The 17,560-nt window shown below is 64.6% G+C and carries 20 protein-coding genes and 2 tRNA genes; 16 read left to right on the top strand and 6 right to left on the bottom strand.

The window, feature by feature from the left end; all coding sequences use genetic code 11:
- Positions 1-7: 7 nt before the first annotated feature.
- Positions 8-355: a hypothetical protein gene (locus DWF00_RS05610; protein ID WP_114830456.1), complete on the bottom strand. Its 348-nt coding sequence runs from the start codon at positions 353-355 to the stop codon at positions 8-10.
- 177 nt (positions 356-532) lie between these two features.
- On the opposite strand from DWF00_RS05610, the gene DWF00_RS05605 reads away from it, so the two are divergent.
- Together DWF00_RS05605 and DWF00_RS05600 are read left to right on the top strand one after the other, a co-directional pair.
- Complete coding sequence (locus DWF00_RS05605) at positions 533-2,446, top strand: ABCB family ABC transporter ATP-binding protein/permease (protein WP_114830455.1); 1,914 nt, start codon at positions 533-535, stop codon at positions 2,444-2,446.
- Positions 2,447-2,657: 211 nt separating this feature from the next.
- Positions 2,658-3,146, top strand: coding sequence for a hypothetical protein (locus tag DWF00_RS05600; RefSeq protein ID WP_114830454.1), 489 nt, complete (start codon positions 2,658-2,660; stop codon positions 3,144-3,146).
- A gap of 12 nt (positions 3,147-3,158) precedes the next feature.
- On the opposite strand, the gene DWF00_RS05595 is transcribed toward DWF00_RS05600, so the two are convergent.
- From DWF00_RS05595 to DWF00_RS05585, 3 genes are all read right to left on the bottom strand, one after another.
- A complete protein-coding gene (locus DWF00_RS05595; RefSeq protein ID WP_181832743.1) occupies positions 3,159-4,019 on the bottom strand; it encodes a DeoR/GlpR family DNA-binding transcription regulator in 861 nt (286 codons plus the stop codon).
- Positions 4,020-4,023: 4 nt separating this feature from the next.
- On the bottom strand, positions 4,024-5,589 hold the full coding sequence (locus DWF00_RS05590) for an ABC transporter substrate-binding protein (RefSeq protein ID WP_114830452.1): 1,566 nt from the start codon (positions 5,587-5,589) through the stop codon (positions 4,024-4,026).
- Between the two features lie 90 nt (positions 5,590-5,679).
- Positions 5,680-6,096, bottom strand: a complete 417-nt coding sequence (locus tag DWF00_RS05585) for a GNAT family N-acetyltransferase (protein ID WP_181832742.1) — start codon at positions 6,094-6,096, stop codon at positions 5,680-5,682.
- A 200-nt stretch (positions 6,097-6,296) separates the two neighbouring features.
- Here DWF00_RS05585 and DWF00_RS05580 point away from each other — a divergent pair, with 200 nt between their 5' ends.
- Complete coding sequence (locus DWF00_RS05580; protein WP_281270123.1) at positions 6,297-7,001, top strand: phosphatidylserine decarboxylase; 705 nt, start codon at positions 6,297-6,299, stop codon at positions 6,999-7,001.
- Positions 7,002-7,200: 199 nt separating this feature from the next.
- Positions 7,201-8,070 (top strand): CDP-alcohol phosphatidyltransferase family protein, encoded by an 870-nt coding sequence (locus tag DWF00_RS05575; RefSeq protein WP_114830449.1) that lies wholly within the window; start codon positions 7,201-7,203, stop codon positions 8,068-8,070.
- A gap of 166 nt (positions 8,071-8,236) precedes the next feature.
- On the opposite strand, the gene DWF00_RS05570 is transcribed toward DWF00_RS05575, so the two are convergent.
- Positions 8,237-8,623 carry a hypothetical protein gene (locus DWF00_RS05570; protein WP_147284282.1) on the bottom strand — a complete coding sequence of 129 codons (387 nt, stop codon included), beginning with the start codon at positions 8,621-8,623 and terminating at the stop codon, positions 8,237-8,239.
- 334 nt (positions 8,624-8,957) lie between these two features.
- On the opposite strand from DWF00_RS05570, the gene DWF00_RS05565 reads away from it, so the two are divergent.
- From DWF00_RS05565 to DWF00_RS29335, 6 genes are all read left to right on the top strand, one after another.
- Positions 8,958-9,569 carry a Maf-like protein gene (locus DWF00_RS05565; RefSeq protein WP_114830447.1) on the top strand — a complete coding sequence of 204 codons (612 nt, stop codon included), beginning with the start codon at positions 8,958-8,960 and terminating at the stop codon, positions 9,567-9,569.
- Between the two features lie 90 nt (positions 9,570-9,659).
- The gene (locus tag DWF00_RS05560; protein ID WP_114830446.1) at positions 9,660-10,481 is read left to right on the top strand and encodes an SDR family NAD(P)-dependent oxidoreductase; all 822 of its coding nucleotides are present in this window, start codon (positions 9,660-9,662) and stop codon (positions 10,479-10,481) included.
- The gene (yacG, locus tag DWF00_RS05555) at positions 10,474-10,680 is read left to right on the top strand and encodes a DNA gyrase inhibitor YacG (RefSeq protein ID WP_114830445.1); all 207 of its coding nucleotides are present in this window, start codon (positions 10,474-10,476) and stop codon (positions 10,678-10,680) included. Before DWF00_RS05560 ends, yacG begins: the two co-directional genes overlap by 8 nt.
- Before the next feature lie 286 nt (positions 10,681-10,966).
- On the top strand, positions 10,967-11,176 hold the full coding sequence (locus DWF00_RS05550) for a hypothetical protein (RefSeq protein ID WP_114830444.1): 210 nt from the start codon (positions 10,967-10,969) through the stop codon (positions 11,174-11,176).
- A 312-nt stretch (positions 11,177-11,488) separates the two neighbouring features.
- Positions 11,489-11,773, top strand: coding sequence for a hypothetical protein (locus DWF00_RS05545; protein ID WP_114830443.1), 285 nt, complete (start codon positions 11,489-11,491; stop codon positions 11,771-11,773).
- Between the two features lie 598 nt (positions 11,774-12,371).
- Complete coding sequence (locus tag DWF00_RS29335) at positions 12,372-12,539, top strand: hypothetical protein (protein WP_181832741.1); 168 nt, start codon at positions 12,372-12,374, stop codon at positions 12,537-12,539.
- Between the two features lie 88 nt (positions 12,540-12,627).
- Here the strand turns inward: DWF00_RS29335 and DWF00_RS05540 are convergent.
- Positions 12,628-12,703: transfer RNA gene (locus DWF00_RS05540), tRNA-Phe, on the bottom strand.
- Between the two features lie 286 nt (positions 12,704-12,989).
- Between DWF00_RS05540 and DWF00_RS05535 the strand changes: the two genes are divergently transcribed.
- The 6 genes from DWF00_RS05535 (at position 12,990) to DWF00_RS05510 (ending at position 17,373) form a co-directional block, all read left to right on the top strand.
- Positions 12,990-13,196, top strand: a complete 207-nt coding sequence (locus DWF00_RS05535) for a hypothetical protein (RefSeq protein WP_114853003.1) — start codon at positions 12,990-12,992, stop codon at positions 13,194-13,196.
- 107 nt (positions 13,197-13,303) lie between these two features.
- Positions 13,304-13,394 (top strand) — tRNA-Ser (locus DWF00_RS05530).
- A gap of 103 nt (positions 13,395-13,497) precedes the next feature.
- Positions 13,498-14,337, top strand: coding sequence for a DUF6538 domain-containing protein (locus DWF00_RS05525; RefSeq protein ID WP_114830441.1), 840 nt, complete (start codon positions 13,498-13,500; stop codon positions 14,335-14,337).
- 200 nt (positions 14,338-14,537) lie between these two features.
- Positions 14,538-15,155, top strand: a complete 618-nt coding sequence (locus DWF00_RS05520; protein WP_181832740.1) for a site-specific integrase — start codon at positions 14,538-14,540, stop codon at positions 15,153-15,155.
- Between the two features lie 996 nt (positions 15,156-16,151).
- A complete protein-coding gene (locus DWF00_RS05515; RefSeq protein WP_245973772.1) occupies positions 16,152-17,210 on the top strand; it encodes a phage portal protein in 1,059 nt (352 codons plus the stop codon).
- Entirely contained in the window at positions 17,119-17,373 is a 255-nt protein-coding gene (locus DWF00_RS05510; RefSeq protein ID WP_114830438.1) for a DUF3768 domain-containing protein, read from the top strand. Before DWF00_RS05515 ends, DWF00_RS05510 begins: the two co-directional genes overlap by 92 nt.
- Positions 17,374-17,560: the final 187 nt, after the last annotated feature.

The raw sequence follows: 17,560 nt of genomic DNA, 5'->3' as shown, positions 1-17,560 counted from the left end.
ACACGCGTCACTCCGTCAGGCGCAACGTCTTCTCGCGGCAGAGGTCGATGCCGTCATTGTCGCTCTGGACCTCGTCGCTGAACGTGCCGAGCACGTAGTAGCTGCAGCCCGCCGGCTTGTTGAGCTTGAGCGCGACGCTCTTGCCCGGCGCCAGCGGCTTGGCAAGCTTGGCGACGAGGCGCGGCTGCTCGCCGGAGGTGGTGATTTCAAGCGCGGTCAGCGGCACGGTGCGGGCGTTGGTGATCTTGACCTGCGCTGGCGGCCGGGCGGATTGCGCCAGCGCGGGCAGCGTAGCGAGAGACAGAACCGCGCAGGCGCTGATCGAACTGGCCAGAATAACGGACTGGATTTTCATGATGTTTCGTCCCCGATGGCGAGCTTGAAACGCTCTTTTGCCATCTCACACTGCTCTTTCGACGATAACAAGGCGTAACGATCCTGCGAGCGCCGCAAGGGACGCTCGCGACTTAAGCCCATGCATTCGCGGGCGAACGCGTCTATAGGGGCGGGGCCAACTTGGAATCGCTTGAAAATGTCCCCGCCTGCCGCGCCGTCACCGGCGCCGACCTTCGCGCGCTCCGTCGTGCTCCAGCCCGGCTCCGGCTTCATCGCGACCTTCCGCGCGCTCTGGCCCTATCTCTGGCCGCCGGAGCGGGCCGATCTGCGCAAGCGCGTGGTGTTGGCCTTCGTGCTGCTGGTCATCGGCCGGCTCGTGCTGATGGGCGTGCCCTTCACGTTCAAATGGGCGACGGACGCGCTCGCCCATAATCCGACGACGCTCGGCAATTGGCTGCCCTTCCTCGTCGGCGCGCCGCTGGTGCTGACGGTGATCTACGGCCTCGCCCGCGTCGGCTCGGCCGCCTTCGTGCAGTTGCGCGATGCGATCTTCGCGCCGGTCTTCATGCATGCGGTGCGCACGCTCGCGCTCCAGACCTTCGGCCACCTGCACCAGCTCTCGCTGCGCTTCCACCTGGAGCGCAAGACCGGCGGCCTGACCCGCGTATTGGAGCGCGGCCGCAACGGCATCGAGGAGATGGTCCGCCTCGGGCTCAACCAGCTCGTGCCCGTGATCATCGAGGTGACGCTGATCATCAGCGTGCTGCTCTACCTGTTCGACTGGCGCTATGTCGTCGTGCTGGTGGTCATGGTCGTCGGCTACATGACCTACACCATCAAGGCCACGGAATGGCGCATCGCCATCCGCGCCGAGATGAACGAATCCGACACCGACGCCAATTCGAAGGCGATCGACTCGCTGCTCAACTACGAGACGGTGAAGTATTTCGGCGCCGAGGCGCGCGAGACGGCGCGCTACGACGTCTCGATGGCGCGCTACGAGCGCAACTCGGTCAAGGCCTATACCTCGCTCGCCTGGCTCAATTTCGGCCAGGCCGCGATCTTCGCCGCGGGCCTGACCATCTCGATGGTGATGTGCGTGCGCGGCTTCCAGGCCGGCACCAACACGGTCGGCGACTTCGTGCTGATCAACGCCATGCTGATCCAGCTCTATATCCCGCTGAATTTCATGGGCACCGTCTATCGCGAGATCAAGCAGGCGACGCTCGACATCGAGCAGATGTTCTCGCTGATCGGCCGCGATCCCGAGATCCAGGACCATCCCGGCGCGCTGCCGCTGCGCGTCGATGCCGGCGAGGTCCGCTTCGACGATGTCCACTTCGCCTATATCCCGGAGCGGCAGATCCTGAAGGGCATCTCCTTCACCGTGCCGCCGGGCAAGACCATCGCCATCGTCGGCCCTTCCGGCGCCGGCAAGTCGACGATCTCGCGCCTGCTCTTCCGCTTCTACGAGCCGCAGAAGGGCCGCATCCTGATCGATGGGCAGGACATCGCCACGATCCAGCAGGTCTCGCTGCGCTCGGCCATCGGCATGGTCCCGCAGGACACGGTGCTGTTCAACGACACGATCGAGTACAACATCCGCTACGGTCGCCCCGAGGCGACGCAGGCCGAGATCGCCGAAGCGGCGCGGCTCGCCCAGATCGATCGCTTCATCAAGTCGCTGCCGGAGGGCTATGCCACCTCGGTCGGCGAACGCGGCCTGAAGCTCTCTGGCGGCGAGAAGCAGCGCGTCGCCATCGCCCGCACCATCCTGAAGGGGCCGCCGGTGCTGGTGCTGGACGAGGCCACCTCGGCCCTCGATTCCTTCACCGAGAAGGAGATCCAGGACGCGCTCGACCGGGTCAGCCAGGGCCGCACCACGCTGGTCATCGCCCACCGGCTCTCGACCGTGATCAACGCCGACGAGATCATCGTGCTCGACAAGGGCCTGATCGTCGAGCGCGGCCATCACCGCGAGTTGCTCGCGGCCGACGGCGTCTACGCCGCGCTCTGGAACCGCCAGCGCCAGGTCGACGAGGCCAAGGCGACGCTCCAGCGCGCGACTGCGGAGGAAGGCGAGAGCGTCAGGGTCAGCCTGACTGAGTAGAGCGTGCTGCGCCTAGGTGGCGACCTCACCGCGTCATCCCGGAGCTCCGCTTCGCTGCGTCCGGGATGACGGTGCTTGATTCTGCCAATTCGCAGCATGCCCAGGATGCGTTTTTCGACTTCGACCAATTCGCGGAAGCGCTGGCCAGCGAGCTGCTCTTACGGCATGCTTCGGCCGCTTCCGGGAGTCGGAAGCGAGGCGGGGGCTTCCCATGTTCGATCCGACGACACTCACCGGTTTCCACACCTGGCTTAGCCTGATCGCGATCCTCGCGGGGTTCTTCGTCGTCCCCGCCTTGCTCAAGGGCCACACCAAGCCGGGCTGGACGGGGACCTTCCTCTCGACGGCCTTCGCGACCAGCGCGACCGGCTTCGCGCTCCCGGCCTCCGGCATCCTGCCCTCGCACATCTTCGGCGTGGTCTCGATCCTCCTGCTCGTGCCGGCTGGCTACGGGCTCTATGCGCGCATGCTCGAAGGCCCCTGGCGGCGCATCTATGCGATCTGCGTGGTGATCGCGCATTACCTGCTCTGCTTCGTCGGCGTGTTCCAGGCCTTCCTGAAGGCGCCGGCGCTGCACGCGCTTGCGCCGACCCAGTCCGAGCCTCCTTTCGCCATCGCGCAGGGCGCGCTGTTCGTCGCCTTCGCGGTGCTGACCTATCTGGCCGCGCGCCGCTTCCCCGCCGGGCCGCAGGCGGCCTGAAGCAGGAGCAGCTCAGGCCGGGCTCGCGCCTTCCACCGCCTGCTCGGCAGCCTCCGCCGCTGCGACCAGCAACATGATCCCGGCCGCCTCGCAGCCGCTGCGGCAGGTCGCGTCGGGTTCCTTGTTGGTCGCGATCGCGTGGATCTCCGTGACGGGCCGCACCACATGCGCGTCCGAGCGGCCGAATTTCGAAGCGTCGATCACATAGGCGAGCCGCCGCGCCTGCCGGCCCAGCGTGTCGCCGATCTCGGCATGCCAGGCGCTGGGGCCGAGGATGCCGTGCACCGGATCGAAGGCGCTTGCGCCGCAGACCGCGAGGTCGAAGACGCGCCGCTCCAGCGCCCGGATCGTCTCGACGCCGGTCAAGGTATGCGTCGCCGGCTTGAGGATGCCGCCGAGCAGCGAGACCTCGCAGGCGCTGTTGCCGGCCAGCACCGTGGCGATGTCGACCATGTTGGTGGTGACGGTCAGCGCATGATTCCGCTTCGCCAGCAGCTCGGCGAGCAGCAGCATGGTCGAGCTGCCGCCGAGGAAGACGTGCATCCCGTCCCGAAACAGCGGCAGCGCCGCCTGCGCCGCCGCCTGCTTGGCCTCGCGCCCGAGGCCAAGCCGCTCCATCACCGGCCGGCGCGCCGCGAGGTCGACCGTTCCCGTCGGCATCGCTCCGCCATGGACGCGCTGCAGCAGGCCGGCCTCCTCCAGCGCGCGGATGTCGCGCCGCACCGTCTCCTGCGACACGCCGAAGCGCTCGGACAGTGCGTTGACGGCGATGATCTCGCCGCGCGCGATCAGGCTCAGGATCTCCTGCTGTCGGGCGGCGCCGAGTGCGCCGCCGGCCCGGTTGCGTAATGCCCGGTCTTCGCTATCCCGCATCAAATCAGCCTCTTGCGAACGCCCCGTTGAACGGCCCGAAATCGAGGTCGAGCGTCTGCCCGGGCACCCAGGCAACGTCCTTGCGCTTGCCATAGAACTGGCCGGATACGTGCAGGATGATGACGGGCGGGTCGTCCCGGTCGACGATTTCGAGCATGCGGGTCAGGAGCTTGCGGCGTTCAGCGATCGCGACGGTGGTCTGGAGCTTGGCGCCCAGGTCGAAATATTCGCTATTCGACCAGATTCCCACCTGCTTCGGCAAGGTGCCGTTCGGGCCGAACTCGCGCCAGGCCTGGCCGAGCTGGTCGAGGAAGATCGCGGTCGAGGATGAATCGTAGATCGCGTTCACCGGCTTCTTCTGGATCTGCGAGAAGTTCTCCAGCATCTCGATCTGGACGTTGAGGCCGACGGCCTTCCACATCTCGATCATCACCTGCGCGCCCGAGACCTGGTTGGTGTAGTAGTTGTTGAGCAGGCGGTAGGTGATCGGCTCGCCCTTGTAGCCGGACGCCGCGATCAGCTCGCGCGCCAGCTTCGGATCATAGGCCAGCGCCGGGAAATCCTCGATATAGCCCGAGCCGAAGCTCGGCAGCTGGAAGCCGTTGGGCACCGGCACGCGGTTGCCCCACAGCGTCTCGACGAAGAGCTTGCGGTCGATCGCCAGGCTGAGCGCCCGGCGGATGCGCACGTCCTTGAGCACGGGCGCATCCTGGTCGATCGAGAGGAAGCGCAGGTTCTGCACGGCGCCGCCGACGATCTCCAGCTCCTTGCGGCCCTGCACGTCGGGGAACTGGTCCGGCGAGACGTCGGTGACGATGTCGTACTGGTTGGTGATCAGCCCGTTCACCCGCGAGGCCAGCTCCGGCACGATGCGGTATTCGACGGTCTCGTAATGCGGCCGGCCGCCCCAATAGGCGTCATGCGCCGCGAGCTTCACATGCAGGTCGAGCTTCTGCTCGACGAGCTTGTAGGGGCCGGAGCCGACGGGAGCCGCGGTCCATTTCTCCCAGGAGCCGGCGGCCTCGAAGGCGCGCTTGCAGACGATCTCGGCGCCCCAGGCGGCGAGCCGCTGCTCCAGCAGCGCGTCGTTCTCCTTCGCGTGCAGGATCACCGTGAACGGATCGACGACCTCGACCCGGTCGAGCGTCGAGAGCGTCTGCAGCGCGATCGAGCGGCCCGAGCGGCCGGGGCCAAGCAGATGGTCCGGCCCGAGGCTGAAGGCGACGTCATCGGCCGTGAACGGGCTGCCGTCGTGGAAGGTCACCCCCCGGCGCAGATGCAGCTTGAGCGCCTTAGCGTCGATGCGCTCCCAGCGCTCGGCCAGCGCCGGGCGCAGCGCCATGCCGTGGCTATGGTCGAAGGCAGTCAGCGTGTCGAACATCTGCGGCGCCACGCGCCGCGTCGCGGTGTGGTTGAACAGCACCGGCTCCAGCGCCGGCGGATAGCCGGACATCGCGATCCGCAGGCCCTTGCGCGCCTTCTCCTGCGCCTGCGCGCCCATGCTGCCCGCAAGACCGGCGGCAAGGCTCACTGCCAGCGCCTGGCGGCGCGTCAACGTCGAATGGCTCATCTCGTCCTCCTTGGCTTCGACGCCAATGAAGCGCAGGTGGACGACAGTTGGATGACCGAATTTGTGCGCGTATGTGAATTTATGACCGCTTCAGTCGCCGCCGTCCAAAGCCAGCCGGAAGCGCAGCTTCTCCCGTTCGCCCTGCGCGTAGGAGACGTAGTTTTGCGGCACCGGGACGCGCCCGGCGAAGCTGCAGCCGAGATTCTCCAGCGTGCGGCGCGAGGCGAGGTTGTCTTCCGTGGTGGTCAGCCAGAGTTCGCGCAGGCCGTGGAGGCGGGCGGCCGGCAGCAGCGCCAGCACGGCCTTGCGAGCCAGGCCGCGACCCCTGAACGTCGGGTCGACCGAGAAGCCGATCTGGCCGGCGAGATGGGTCAGCAGGTGCGTCGTCCCGACCCGCAGGCTGATCGTACCCGCGCGCCGGCCGGCGACGATGATGTCGAACCGGTAGGAGAGGGCGCCCCATGGCGAGTGCTCGGCGTCATGGCGCTCGCTCAGATGCAAGCTCACGTCTTCATGGGAAAGCTTTGGGAGAAAGGACGCGTCGATCGTCATGGGGGGCACCACCCGCTTGGAACATTATGGCGCAAAACCGCGCCTGTAAGCCCCAGCCCCTTCCCCCGGACGGCCGAACCCCCTAAATCACGCGGCAATGCGCGCGGCCCGGCCCCGCGAAAAGCCTGCGCGCGAGCGCCAACGAGACAAACGGGATTCTCATGTCGCTGATCGATTCCTGCCGCAAGCTGATCGTGCCCATCCACAAGGAGGGCTATCTCTTCATCGCGATCGGCGTCGCGGCGACGATCGTGCTCGGCCAGCTCTGGTCGCCCTTCGGCTGGGTCGGCGCGCTGATCACGCTCTGGATCTGCTATTTCTTCCGCGATCCGATCCGGATCACGCCGCAGCGCGAGGGCCTGGTGATCTCGCCGGCCGATGGCCGCGTCAGCCAGGTCGCGCTCGCCGTGCCGCCGCCGGAGCTCGAGCTGCCGGCCGAGCCGATGACGCGCATCTCGATCTTCATGAACGTCTTCGACTGCCACGTGAACCGCGCCCCGGTCTCCGGCACCATCCTCAAGATGGCCTATACGCCCGGCCTCTTCCTCAACGCCGAGCTCGACAAGGCGAGCGACGACAACGAGCGCAACGCACTGGCCATCCAGACGCCGGCCGGCATCGTCGGCGTCGTCCAGATCGCCGGGCTGATCGCGCGTCGCATCGTGCCCTTCGTCAAGCAGGGCGACGCGCTGGCGACCGGCGAGCGCTTCGGCCTGATCCGCTTCGGCTCGCGCGTCGACGTCTACCTGCCGACGAGCGTGCAGCCCCTGGTCGGCGAGGGCCAGACCGCGATCGCCGGCGAGACCGTGCTGGCCGACATGAGCGCGACCGAGCCGAAGCGTTCGTTCCGGATGATTTGAGCCTTCCCTTCTCCCCTCGGGGGAGAAGGTGGCAGCGCGAAGCGCTGGCGGATGAGGGCAGGAATGACCGGGTGAGACGTAACAGTTGCCACGCACTGAACTTCCCTCATCCGACCCGCCTGCGGCGGGCCACCTTCTCCCCCGGGGGGAGAAGGAGACAGCCTAGCTTCCGCTTCGAAAACCGCGTATTCCCGCCGGCATGAGCGACCTCTTTCCCCCTTTCGAGCCCGAGCGGGTCGAATCGAAGCGCGCCCGCTTCAAGCCGATCCCGTTCCGGCTGCTTGCGCCGAACGTCATCACCTTGCTGGCGCTGTGCCTGGGCCTCACCGCGATGCGGCTGGTGGTCGAGGGCAAGCTCGACACGGCGACCTATTGCATCCTCGCCGCCGCCCTGCTCGACGGCGTCGATGGCCGCCTGGCGCGCTTCCTGAAGGGCACGTCCCGCTTTGGGGCGGAGCTCGATTCGCTCTCGGACTTCGTCAATTTCGGCGTGGCGACCGGCTACGTGCTCTGGATCTTCGTCCTGCACGACCTGCGCTCCTTCGGCTGGATCATCGCGCTGACGCTGGCCTGCGCCATGGCGCTCAGGCTCGCGCGCTTCAACGTGATGCTGGACGATCCCAACCGGCCGGACTGGCAGAAGAACTTCTTCGTCGGTATGCCGGCGCCCGCGGGTGCCGTGACAGCTATGCTGCCGCTCTACCTGCAGTTCATCGGTGTGCCCGTGCAGGAATACGGCGCCGTCTTCGTCGGCATCTACATCCTGTTCATCGCTTTCCTGACGATCTCGCGCATCCCCTGCTATGCCGGCAAGACGCTCGGCACCCGCGTGCCGCGCGAGAACGTGCTGCCGATCTTCGTCGCCGTGGTCGTGCTGGCCGGCCTGCTCGTGGCCTATCCGTTCGAGATGCTCTCGCTGATCGTCATCGCCTATCTGGCGCTGATCCCGGTCAGCGCCGCGCGCTACCGCAAGCTCGAGCGCGAGCATAATGCGGCTATGCCGGACGCTGCGATTGCGCCGGAGCCGGAGAAGGCGGGCGAGCCGAATTCGGCCGGCAGCGCGAGCTAGGACCTGCTGGATTTACAGAATCAAGCGCCGTCATCCCGGACGGAGCGAAGCGGAGCTCCGGGATCCATCGTAGGACTCGGCGCTTTACGATGGATCCCGGAGCTGCGCCGCAAACGCGGCTTGTCCGGGATGACGCCGAGAGGTTGCCGCGAGATAAGAGCGTCAGCTAGCGCCGCTTGCGTCCGCCGAGCCGCGCCGCATTGGCGCGGGTCCGCTTCGAGAAGGGTTCGAGCGTGCTGTTGGCGGCCTTGGCGGCAGCTTCTGCGATGTCGAACTGGCCGAGGGGATTGAGCGCCATACCCCACCAGAACAGACCGACGGCCTGGGTCGCGGCGAAGCCGCTCTCCATCACCGCCGAGACCTTCTCGGTCATGGCCTTGGCCGCCTCGCGCTGGCCGCGGCTGTCGCCGAGCGCGCCCTTGAGCAGGATCGGCATCCGCATCGCGATGGTGAGGCCGGCATCGGCCTGCATGGTCAAGACTTTGCTGACGAGCGCCTGAGTCTCCCCCGCGGTCCCGGTCGTGGGACGCGAGCGCCGATTCGATACCGCCATTGCAGCTAGGTACTCCGGAAGCTGGGGGAGGGCGGGACCTTGCCACGACCTCGCAGGGCGATGCGACGCCCCGTCTAGCCAATGTGGCAAGCTCCGGGTCGTTGTGCAATGCGATGAGAGCGACTCCGCTGCGCAATTTATGCGCATTCAGCATGCTGCATCCCCGATTTTCACAATTGGCTGGGCTGAACGCGGGCCGGGCCACGGCGTTTCGCCGATTGCGAAAATGATCTAGAGCCATGATCTTGAAGGCGGCCGCCCCGGCTGCGCCCTGAGCGATGTCGAGCGCCCCTTGAGTTTCTTCTCATCTCCCAAACATCCCGGCTGGCGCCCGATGCTGGTCCTGGCCTCGGCTTCGCCGCGCCGGCTCGCGCTGCTGGAGCAGGCCGGCCTCAAGCCCGACGCGATGCTGCCGGCCGATCTCGACGAGACCCCGCACAAGGGCGAGCGCCCGCGCGACCTCGCCCGCCGGCTCGCCCGCGAGAAGGCCGAGGCCGCGCGCGAAGGCGCCAGGAGCCGTCCCGATCTGGAAGGCTGCTACATCGTCGCCGCCGACACCGTCGTCGCCGTCGGCCGCCGCATCCTGCCCAAGGCCGAGATCGTCGACGAGGCCGCCGCCTGCCTGCGCCTGCTCTCCGGCCGCGCCCACCGCGTCTATACCGGCGTCGCCGTGGTGACGCCTTCAGGCACCATCCGCGACCGCATCGTCGAGACGCGCGTGCGCTTCAAGCGGCTCTCGAGTGAGGATCTCGAACTCTACCTCGCCTCGGGCGAATGGCGCGGCAAGGCCGGCGCCTACGCCATCCAGGGCATTGCCGGCTCCTTCGTGGTCAAGCTCGTCGGCTCCTATACGAGCGTCGTCGGCCTGCCGCTCTACGAGACGGTCAACCTGCTCGGCGGCGAGGGTTTTCCGATCCGCTTCGGCTGGATGAATACCGCCTCATAGCGAGCCGGCTTGCCTCGGCCGCGCGAAACCCCGATCCTTGCCGTCACAACCGCGCCGGTCTGACAAGGCGCCGCAGGGAGGATGGAGTTCATGGGCGAGCGTCTCAGGGGCAAGGTGGCGATCGTCGCCGGCGCGGGCTCGATCGGTCCCGGCTGGGGCAACGGCAAGGCGACGGCGACGATCTTCGCCCGTCAGGGCGCCAAGGTGATCTGCGCCGACATTAACCGCGACGCCGCCGAGGAGACCGCCGCGATCATCCAGAACGAGGGCGGCCAGGCCTTCGCGGTCGAGGCCGACGTCACCAAGGCCGAGGCTGTGGCCGATCTCATTGGCCGGGCGCTCGGCCGCTATGGCCGCATCGACATCCTCGACAACAATGTCGGCATCGTCGAGGTCGGCGGCGTCGTCGACCTGCCCGAGGAGGTTTGGGACCGCGTCTTCAAGGTCAACCTCACCGGCGCCTTCCTGGCGATGAAGCACGTCATCCCGGTGATGCAGCGCCAGTTCGAGGAGACGGGCGAGGGCGGCTCGATCATCAACATCTCCTCGATCGCCTCGATCGGCCATATCGGCGTGCCCTATGCCAGCTACTCCGCCACCAAGGCGGCGCTGAACCAGCTCACCCGCGCCACCGCCGTGCAATACGCCCCGCAGAACATCCGCGTGAACGCGATCCTGCCCGGGCTGATGAAGACGCCGATGGTCGAGCACTCCGCCGGCCTCACCCAGGCCTATGGCGAGGGCGACGTCGCGGCGATGTGGGCGATGCGCGACGCGCAGGTGCCGATGGGCCATATGGGCGAGGCCTGGGACGTGGCCTATGCCGCGCTCTTCCTTGCGAGCGACGAAGCGCGCTATGTCACCGGCATCGAACTCGTCGTCGATGGAGGGGTCACGCTCAAATATGGTTGATGAACCGAAGGCCGCGCCGCCCGCCAAGCCTTGCCCGATCTGCGGCAAGCCGATGGTGCAGCGCTACAAGCCGTTCTGCTCTTCGCGCTGTGCCGACATCGATCTCGGCCGCTGGCTGAAGGGCAGCTATGTCGTGCCCGGCGAGCCGCTGGACGAGGCCGAGACCGGCCCCTCGCGGCGGGAGGATGAGGAAGGCTGACCGCTGCCGCTGGCGCGCGACCAAGGATAGGCCAGAGTTCCGCTACGTGAAGCGCGTATTGCAGAAACCCGGCCGCTGGCATCCTTCGATCGAAGGATGCCAGCGGCTCTGGAAAGCACCAGAACGGCGTCGCGCGGGGCGAGTTGCAACCCACCCAGATGTTTCGCTCCTCGCAAATAAATGGCCCCGCCGCAGCTCTGCGCTGTGGCGGGGCCATCTCGACTAATGCAACGGCGTTGGCGATGCTCCGGCTTCTGGTGGGATTGGTGCGGTTAGGAGCTATGGAATGAAAGCGCTCATTGCCGTTATCTGCGCCGCGATGATGTCGGGTTGCGCCGCTATCGACGGCCCGAATGTGGCGGGCGAGGCCGACGCGACGGAGATGGGCAGCCCCGAGTACTCGCGCCATTTCGCAGAGCTGGCGGCAGAAGCCGCAAAGGAGAAGGCCGGCCCGCGCACCTGCACCATCAAAGGCGGCATGGTGAACTGCTTTTGAGCGGTTCCAGGCTTAGCCCCGTCGCCCGGCTCGAAGCCCGACGATTTCTTGTGCATCACGGCGAGCGCGGCTCCCGTTGGACTGCACGAGCGCATAAGGCCCGCCGCCATTCGCCAACGCGATAGGCTGTTCGACAACCTTCGCCTTCCGCACTGCCAAAACCGGCAACGCCAAGCTATGCAACCCTAACCGCGGTGCGCGACATCTGCGAATCCTGGCGGCTGGGGTGGCGCGTACGCTATCTCCGTAACAGGCTGTGGCTCGTCGGAGCCATGGGCGATCGCTGGCTGAGCTGAGCAGGGAGGCCACTGGGTGGCATACACCGACGAACTGGAGCCCCTGCTCACCCTCGAGCACGAGCTTCGCCAGAAAATCGCCCTCCGTATCGCCGAGGAGTCCGGTCAAAAGGGCGGCGCCGCGCCTTCAGAAGATCAGATGTCGGCGGCCGATCAGGCGATCGAGGCGTGGAGCGAAGAGGTTGACTACGAGCAGGACCCCCGCGCGTTCCGGCCGTTGACGCCCCTGCAGACGATGCTCGCCGATCACAACGAGATCTGCGAGCGGATAATGGATATCCGGGATCGGCGGCTTTCGTGATCAGTTTTGCCCAATTTCGGAGTCCGGGTGTCGGACCTGGGAGGCATGCCTCCGCCTGTGGGAGATCGAGCGGCCGACATGGGCACTACGCGTTATGCGCGTGAAGCTGCCGCTCAGACACCGTTCAGAGAAAATGCGATGGCTTAAAGGCTACGCACACTCGTGGGAGGCGTGGCGCTCCTTCGCTATCTCGGCATCGCCGGAAAACCCGGATTGCCGGAAGAGAAGGAGGACCCTTCAGCTTGGGGGCTGTCATGCGCTCGGCAAAGGCGAAACGTGGATCACGTGTGACCAGGCCGAAGCAGAGCTGAAGATCCCTAACGCCGGTATGGCACGAGGCCTCTGTGCACCTGGCATCACATCACGCGGCGGGTCGCCTGTTCAGCCAAAGCCGGAGTGGGCGAGGCCATCAAAGGGGGCAGCGCCCGCGGCTGTGCACTCGCGAGATCTCGTTCCACGACGAGGAAGCCGATAAATTTCGGGTCGTCTTGCGGCGAACGTCGGTAGCTCCCTGCTTTTCGCAGAGTAGCGCCGGACGTAGCCTGATCTTCCGCGGATGATGGACCGTCCATCACGCGAGAGCGCTGCGACCGAGCACATGCTGATGGCGATCTACGGCTGGGAGAGCCCGAAGCAGGCGGCGCTGTATACCAAGAAGGCGAGGCGCCGGAAGCTGGCGAAAGCGGGCATGCTCTTCCTCGACCTCGGCGACCTGGACGGCATCGAAGACCTCGACATCGAGGAGGACGAGGGGGACGAAGCCTAAACAAATCTTCCCCACTTTTCCGGCCAGTCGTGCCGGTGAAGAAAAACAGGCGAGAAAGCCCAAGGATTTCAATGGCGAAGAATAGGAATGGTGCCCAGGGGCGGAATCGAACCACCGACACTGCGATTTTCAGTCGCATGCTCTACCAACTGAGCTACCTGGGCGCTCCGGCGAAGCGGCGTCCGCTTCGTGCTGGTTGGGGCGATATAGAGGCTGAACTTCGCCCTGTCCAGTCGCTTCGCAGGCCTGTGCCCCGCAATCGGCAGGGGGCGCCCGCTGTGGGATTTCGGGCCGCTGCAGCGCCGACGTTCAGGGCCATCCATTCGTCGCAGAATGCGGCTGGCGGCTTCGTCAGGCGGTGCGGCGTAGCGGAGGGGGAGGCGCCTGGCCGTTCGGGAACCGTTCAGCCGGCGCCGCGTTAGATCGCTGGACCTTACCCCGGACTTGCCCATGCCTGATCCCTCCTTGCACGCCCCTTGCGGCCAGGCGCACCTCGCCGCCCGCCACCTCGTCACCATCAGGCGCGAGCCCAGCGGCTACGGCATCCGCTTCGGCCTGACCGAGGCCGAAGACGAGGTGCTGCACGGGCCGGTCTTCGAGACGCTGCCTGAAGCGCTCGCCTGGGTCGACGAATTCGATGGCGCGCGCTCGTCCTGAAGAGCTGCGGGTCCGGTGTCCGGCTGGCGGTGCAAGAGCGAGATTCACTGCGATCTGCATGGGACGACTTGTCAAAGCGCTTCGCAATCAGGCATAGAGCCTGCAACGGAGACGTGGCCGAGAGGCTGAAGGCACTCGTTTGCTAAATGAGCATACCCCACAAGGGTATCGAGGGTTCGAATCCCTCCGTCTCCGCCATTTCCTTCTAAGCCATTGGCGGCCTTGAAAAAGCGTTGTTCTCCAACGGCTTTTCCCATACCTCTGCTACAAATCTTGCTACAAAATCGCTCTGGCAGAGGGCATGAGGGCCGGCAAAATCAGGAACCTGCTCCCGCGCAATGGCCGCTACTATGCGCGCCTCACTGTCCCGGCTTCGCTTCGCCCTATCGTCGGCAAGCGGGAACTGACTGAGCCTCTAGGCGCCGACCGGGCTGTGGCGATTCGACTGCTTTCGTCCGCGATCCACCGCATGCAGATGGAATTGGATCAGGCCCGCGACCGCGTGACCGCGCTCAACCCTGCCGCCCCCTCCCGGCGCCGTCCTTTGAGCGTCCGGCAGATGGCGCTTGCTCACTACGGCCGGGAGCTTGAGCGGGATGACGCGGCCCGCAGTTTGCCGAACGCATATGATCCGCAGCACGAGGCGAAATTCCGTCCAACCTACTATTACGCCCTGAAGCGGGCGGCGAGGGGAGGCGCAGAGGACGACGAGCTAGCCGCGCTGATCCAATGGGCGGTTGACGAATTCGCCGACGAGAGCAACGAGGTTCCCGAGAAGGGCACCGACAAATGGCGCGACCTCGCCCGGATGTTCGCTGGCCTGAAGGCCGAGACGATTGAAAATCAGAATCGGCGAGATCGCGGCGAGCCTGACGCCCCGCCGAAGCACCCCATGCTGCTCCCGGCGAGCGAACTGCCCTCGACGGCGGCCGATCCCCTGCGCGTCCGAATGATCGGCCCTGACAGCGCAAAGCCCCTCTCCGTCATCCTCTCGGCCATGATGATGGAGAAGCAGGGCAAGCCCGGCACGGTCTATGAATACGAAGTCGCGGTGCGGATGTTCGAGGAATTCCTTGGCGAGGCGAAGCCGGCCTATCGAATCACCCGGCAAGACGTGCTCGCTATAAGAACGCCCTGCTAGAAGCGCCCTCGAACTACACCAAGCGCTTCCCCGAAAAAACGCTCCCCGAGGCCATTCGGCTCAACAGGGCGCGCAAGGAACCGTTCGCGACGCTCAACGCTACGACCATCAACGACAAGTGGCTGTCGCGGTTAAGCGCGCTTCTGACGTGGTGCGCCAACAACAGCATCGCCCCCGACAACGTGGCGAAAGGCGTCCGGGTGGATCGCAGCGCCCGCGATCCCGATGAAGACCGCGTGCCTTTCAGCGCCGTCGATCTTCAAAAGATATTTGCGGCGCCCCTGTTCGATCCCTCACCGAAGCTGACGGAAAAGCGCTGGGCGCTGCTTATTGCGCTCTACAGTGGCATGCGCGCCTCTGAGATCGCGCAGCTTCGCCTCGATAGCATCAACGAGGTTCGCGGCGTGTTGGTGTTCGCGATCGAGGAGAAGATGAAGAACAAGCAGTCGCGTAGGCTAGTCCCGGTGCACCGGACGCTGCTCGCGCTCGGCTTGCAGGACCGGATTGCTTATCTCCGCAAGATCGGCGCGGATCGTCTGTTCCCGGATTGGTTCCGCGATGGGCAGGCATCAATAGAGAACGCAGCCGCAAAGAAGCGCGTGGTGAACCAGCCCTATAGCCAGTTCATCCCGCGTTGGTTCAATCGGACCTACCTGCCGAAGGTGGACATCCACGACGAGAACAAGGTCTTCCACTCGTTCAGGCACACCTTGAAGACCGGCCTTGCTCTGGCGGGTGTCCCGAGATCGTTGAGCAACGAATCACCGGGCACGACGATGCATCGTCTGGCGCCGACTATGTGCACGACAGCTCACTGACAGTGCTGCGCGAGGCCATCAACAAGGTTCAGTTTGATGTGCAGCAGTTGACCAAAGCGGTATAGAAAGCGACACACGAAACACGATAATTGAACAAGTTTCGATTACGTATCTACTGCAATGAAGCAGCATGGGCCGATAAATACAGAGTTGTTGGGGGGGCGGCGGTGGAAGCTGGAAATCTCGCGGAGTGGGCGACTTGCGCAGTGGCCGCAGCTAGTGCGGTTCTCATCCTCAATCAAATCAAACATTCCAATAAGCAGCTGAAGGCACCTTACGATCAAATCGCGGATGATCATGAGAGGTCGCGCCGTCAGATGGCAACTGAGATGATGTTTGTGTGGACAAACAGTCTAAAAATATAAACATCGAGCGTCAGGGAATCTGTCAGCCAACTTAGTGTGGATCAGTGTAATTCTCTTGTCGAGATCGATCCATTTTATGTAGATGCTACAGAAAAGATGATTGATTTAGCGACGGATTCTCTTGATCCAAAATTTGCAGATTTTGATATAACGCGAATAAAGAGAGAGGGTAGATTATATATCGGCGGGCAATACCACGCGCACATTAGATCTATCATCGTATCATATTTGAACACGCTGGAATCTATTTTGTCCGTGTGGGATAGCGCGACCGCTGATCGTGAAATCATAGAAAGTCAATTTTCTTTCCTAATCAACTTGAATTGGACATCGCTGCCAAAATTTAGGGCCGCCCATACGGATTGGAATAAGAATGTTGATCCGTTTCCATGCATCTCCAATTTCATCAAAACCCATTCCGCAGAGCCGACTGCGCCAAGGAGTGCACTCGGAACGACGGGCGGCTAGCGCAGCTAAGGCATTTATAGGTTAACTGTCTTTTATAGGAATATAATCATTTTTGATTGCCTCACGAATTCACTCGTGAGAGAATCTTCACCGTTGAGTTGGTGCAGGTTGAGCTGTGTTCCGCGAGTTAGCCGGCAGCGTAAGGAAGTCCCTTGGCTTTGGATTGGTTCAGAAGGCAATCCCCCTCTCTGATCTCTCAATAGTCGATTTATTCGGCGCGCTGCCGCCTGCCTCCGGTGTTTCCGTTACTGCGCACACCGCGCTTCGCGTCCCTGCCGTTCTTCATGCTGTGCGTCTGATCGCTGAGACGGTCGGCTCCCTTCCTTGCAAGCTCTATCGAGACGCTAACGGAAGCAAGGAAGCTGCCAAGGATCACGCCGGCAACCGCCTCGCACACAACCGCGTCAACGGCTGGACCAGCGCCGGCCACCTCCGCACCCTGCTGACGACCGACGCCCTGCTTCATGGCGCCGGCTATGCCCATGTTGTCCGCACTGGCGACGGGCGCCCTTACGAGATCAACCGCCTTCAGCCCGGCACGGTGCAGCGCCGTTTCAAGGATGACGGCGAACCCTACTACATCGTCACCGACGCGAACCGCGTGCAGCGCCGCCTGTCGTTCCGTGACGTGCTCTATGTCCCCGCGTTCGCCGACATGTCCCCTGTGCAGCTCGGCAAGGAAGCCATCGGCGTTTCCATGCTCTTGGAGGGCTACGCCGCGCAGTTCTTCGGCTCTGGCGCCCTTCCGAGGGCCATTATCAGAGACCCGAACAAGATTCCCGAGGGGGAACAGGGTGCTAAGACCCTCGGCAACATCCTCAAGTCGTGGCGTCGCTGGCGGCAGCACGCGGAGAATGGCGACCCGCTCATTCTTGACGGCGGCCGTGAATACCTGCCGCAGACGATGAAGAGCACCGATGCCCAGTTCCTTGAGCATCGTCTTGAACAGGTCCGCGAAATCGCCCGCGTCTTCGGCGTGCCGCCGACCATGATCTTCGAATTGTCGCGCGGCACTTGGTCCAACACCGAGCAGATGGCCGCGAGCTTCCTTCAGCTCTGCCTTCGGCCGTGGCTGGACCGCTGGCAGGACGCCTACCTTCCGCCAGACACTCTCCGGCGGTACGGTGGTCATGACCGCAGCGGTCAGAGCGCTTGGCCGCATCGCCCAGCGCGAAATTCTCCGTCGCGTCCGCAGCTTTGCAGACTTCAACGAAGCGAATGATCCGTTCGGCGAACATGACTTCGGCGCCTTCAATGCGAACGGTGAGCGGCTGTTCTTCAAGGTTGACTACTTCAATTTAAATATGACGACGGGATCCAAAGACCCCGCTGACCCGGCTATCACCGCGCGTGTCCTGACGATCATGTGCGCAGGTGACTGGTGAGATAGAGTGCTCCGTCGCAAGCCGGACTTTCGCGCGGAGGTTCCGCGCCTGCTCGGCGCCGATACCGTTGAAAAAGTCGGCCTGCGAGCGAGGCGATCACGAGCTGCGATTTGCCTGCGGGCGCATTCGCCCTTCACGCGGCCCTCACCTGCGTTCCGTTGGGCAGGAGCTTGGCGAGCTTTCTGAG

The organism is Allobosea caraganae (assembly GCF_003351345.1).
In the GTDB taxonomy this organism is placed as follows: domain Bacteria; phylum Pseudomonadota; class Alphaproteobacteria; order Rhizobiales; family Beijerinckiaceae; genus Allobosea; species Allobosea caraganae.
This window is presented reverse-complemented; position numbering and strand designations above follow the sequence as displayed.

Excerpts from the sequence above, each read along its gene's own strand:
- DWF00_RS05510 (WP_114830438.1), top strand. The coding sequence starts at position 17,119 with ATGACCGCAGCGGTCAGAGCGCTTGGCCGCATCGCCCAGCGCGAAATT.
- DWF00_RS05525 (WP_114830441.1), top strand. The coding sequence starts at position 13,498 with ATGAGGGCCGGCAAAATCAGGAACCTGCTCCCGCGCAATGGCCGCTAC.
- DWF00_RS05535 (WP_114853003.1), top strand. The coding sequence starts at position 12,990 with ATGCCTGATCCCTCCTTGCACGCCCCTTGCGGCCAGGCGCACCTCGCC.
- DWF00_RS05565 (WP_114830447.1), top strand. The coding sequence starts at position 8,958 with ATGCTGGTCCTGGCCTCGGCTTCGCCGCGCCGGCTCGCGCTGCTGGAG.
- DWF00_RS05590 (WP_114830452.1), bottom strand. The coding sequence starts at position 5,589 with ATGAGCCATTCGACGTTGACGCGCCGCCAGGCGCTGGCAGTGAGCCTT.
- DWF00_RS05570 (WP_147284282.1), bottom strand. The coding sequence starts at position 8,623 with ATGGCGGTATCGAATCGGCGCTCGCGTCCCACGACCGGGACCGCGGGG.
- DWF00_RS05605 (WP_114830455.1), top strand. The coding sequence starts at position 533 with ATGTCCCCGCCTGCCGCGCCGTCACCGGCGCCGACCTTCGCGCGCTCC.
- DWF00_RS05600 (WP_114830454.1), top strand. The coding sequence starts at position 2,658 with ATGTTCGATCCGACGACACTCACCGGTTTCCACACCTGGCTTAGCCTG.
- DWF00_RS05595 (WP_181832743.1), bottom strand. The coding sequence starts at position 4,019 with ATGCGGGATAGCGAAGACCGGGCATTACGCAACCGGGCCGGCGGCGCA.
- DWF00_RS05560 (WP_114830446.1), top strand. The coding sequence starts at position 9,660 with ATGGGCGAGCGTCTCAGGGGCAAGGTGGCGATCGTCGCCGGCGCGGGC.
- yacG (WP_114830445.1), top strand. The coding sequence starts at position 10,474 with ATGGTTGATGAACCGAAGGCCGCGCCGCCCGCCAAGCCTTGCCCGATC.
- DWF00_RS05550 (WP_114830444.1), top strand. The coding sequence starts at position 10,967 with ATGAAAGCGCTCATTGCCGTTATCTGCGCCGCGATGATGTCGGGTTGC.
- DWF00_RS05610 (WP_114830456.1), bottom strand. The coding sequence starts at position 355 with ATGAAAATCCAGTCCGTTATTCTGGCCAGTTCGATCAGCGCCTGCGCG.
- DWF00_RS29335 (WP_181832741.1), top strand. The coding sequence starts at position 12,372 with ATGCTGATGGCGATCTACGGCTGGGAGAGCCCGAAGCAGGCGGCGCTG.
- DWF00_RS05575 (WP_114830449.1), top strand. The coding sequence starts at position 7,201 with ATGAGCGACCTCTTTCCCCCTTTCGAGCCCGAGCGGGTCGAATCGAAG.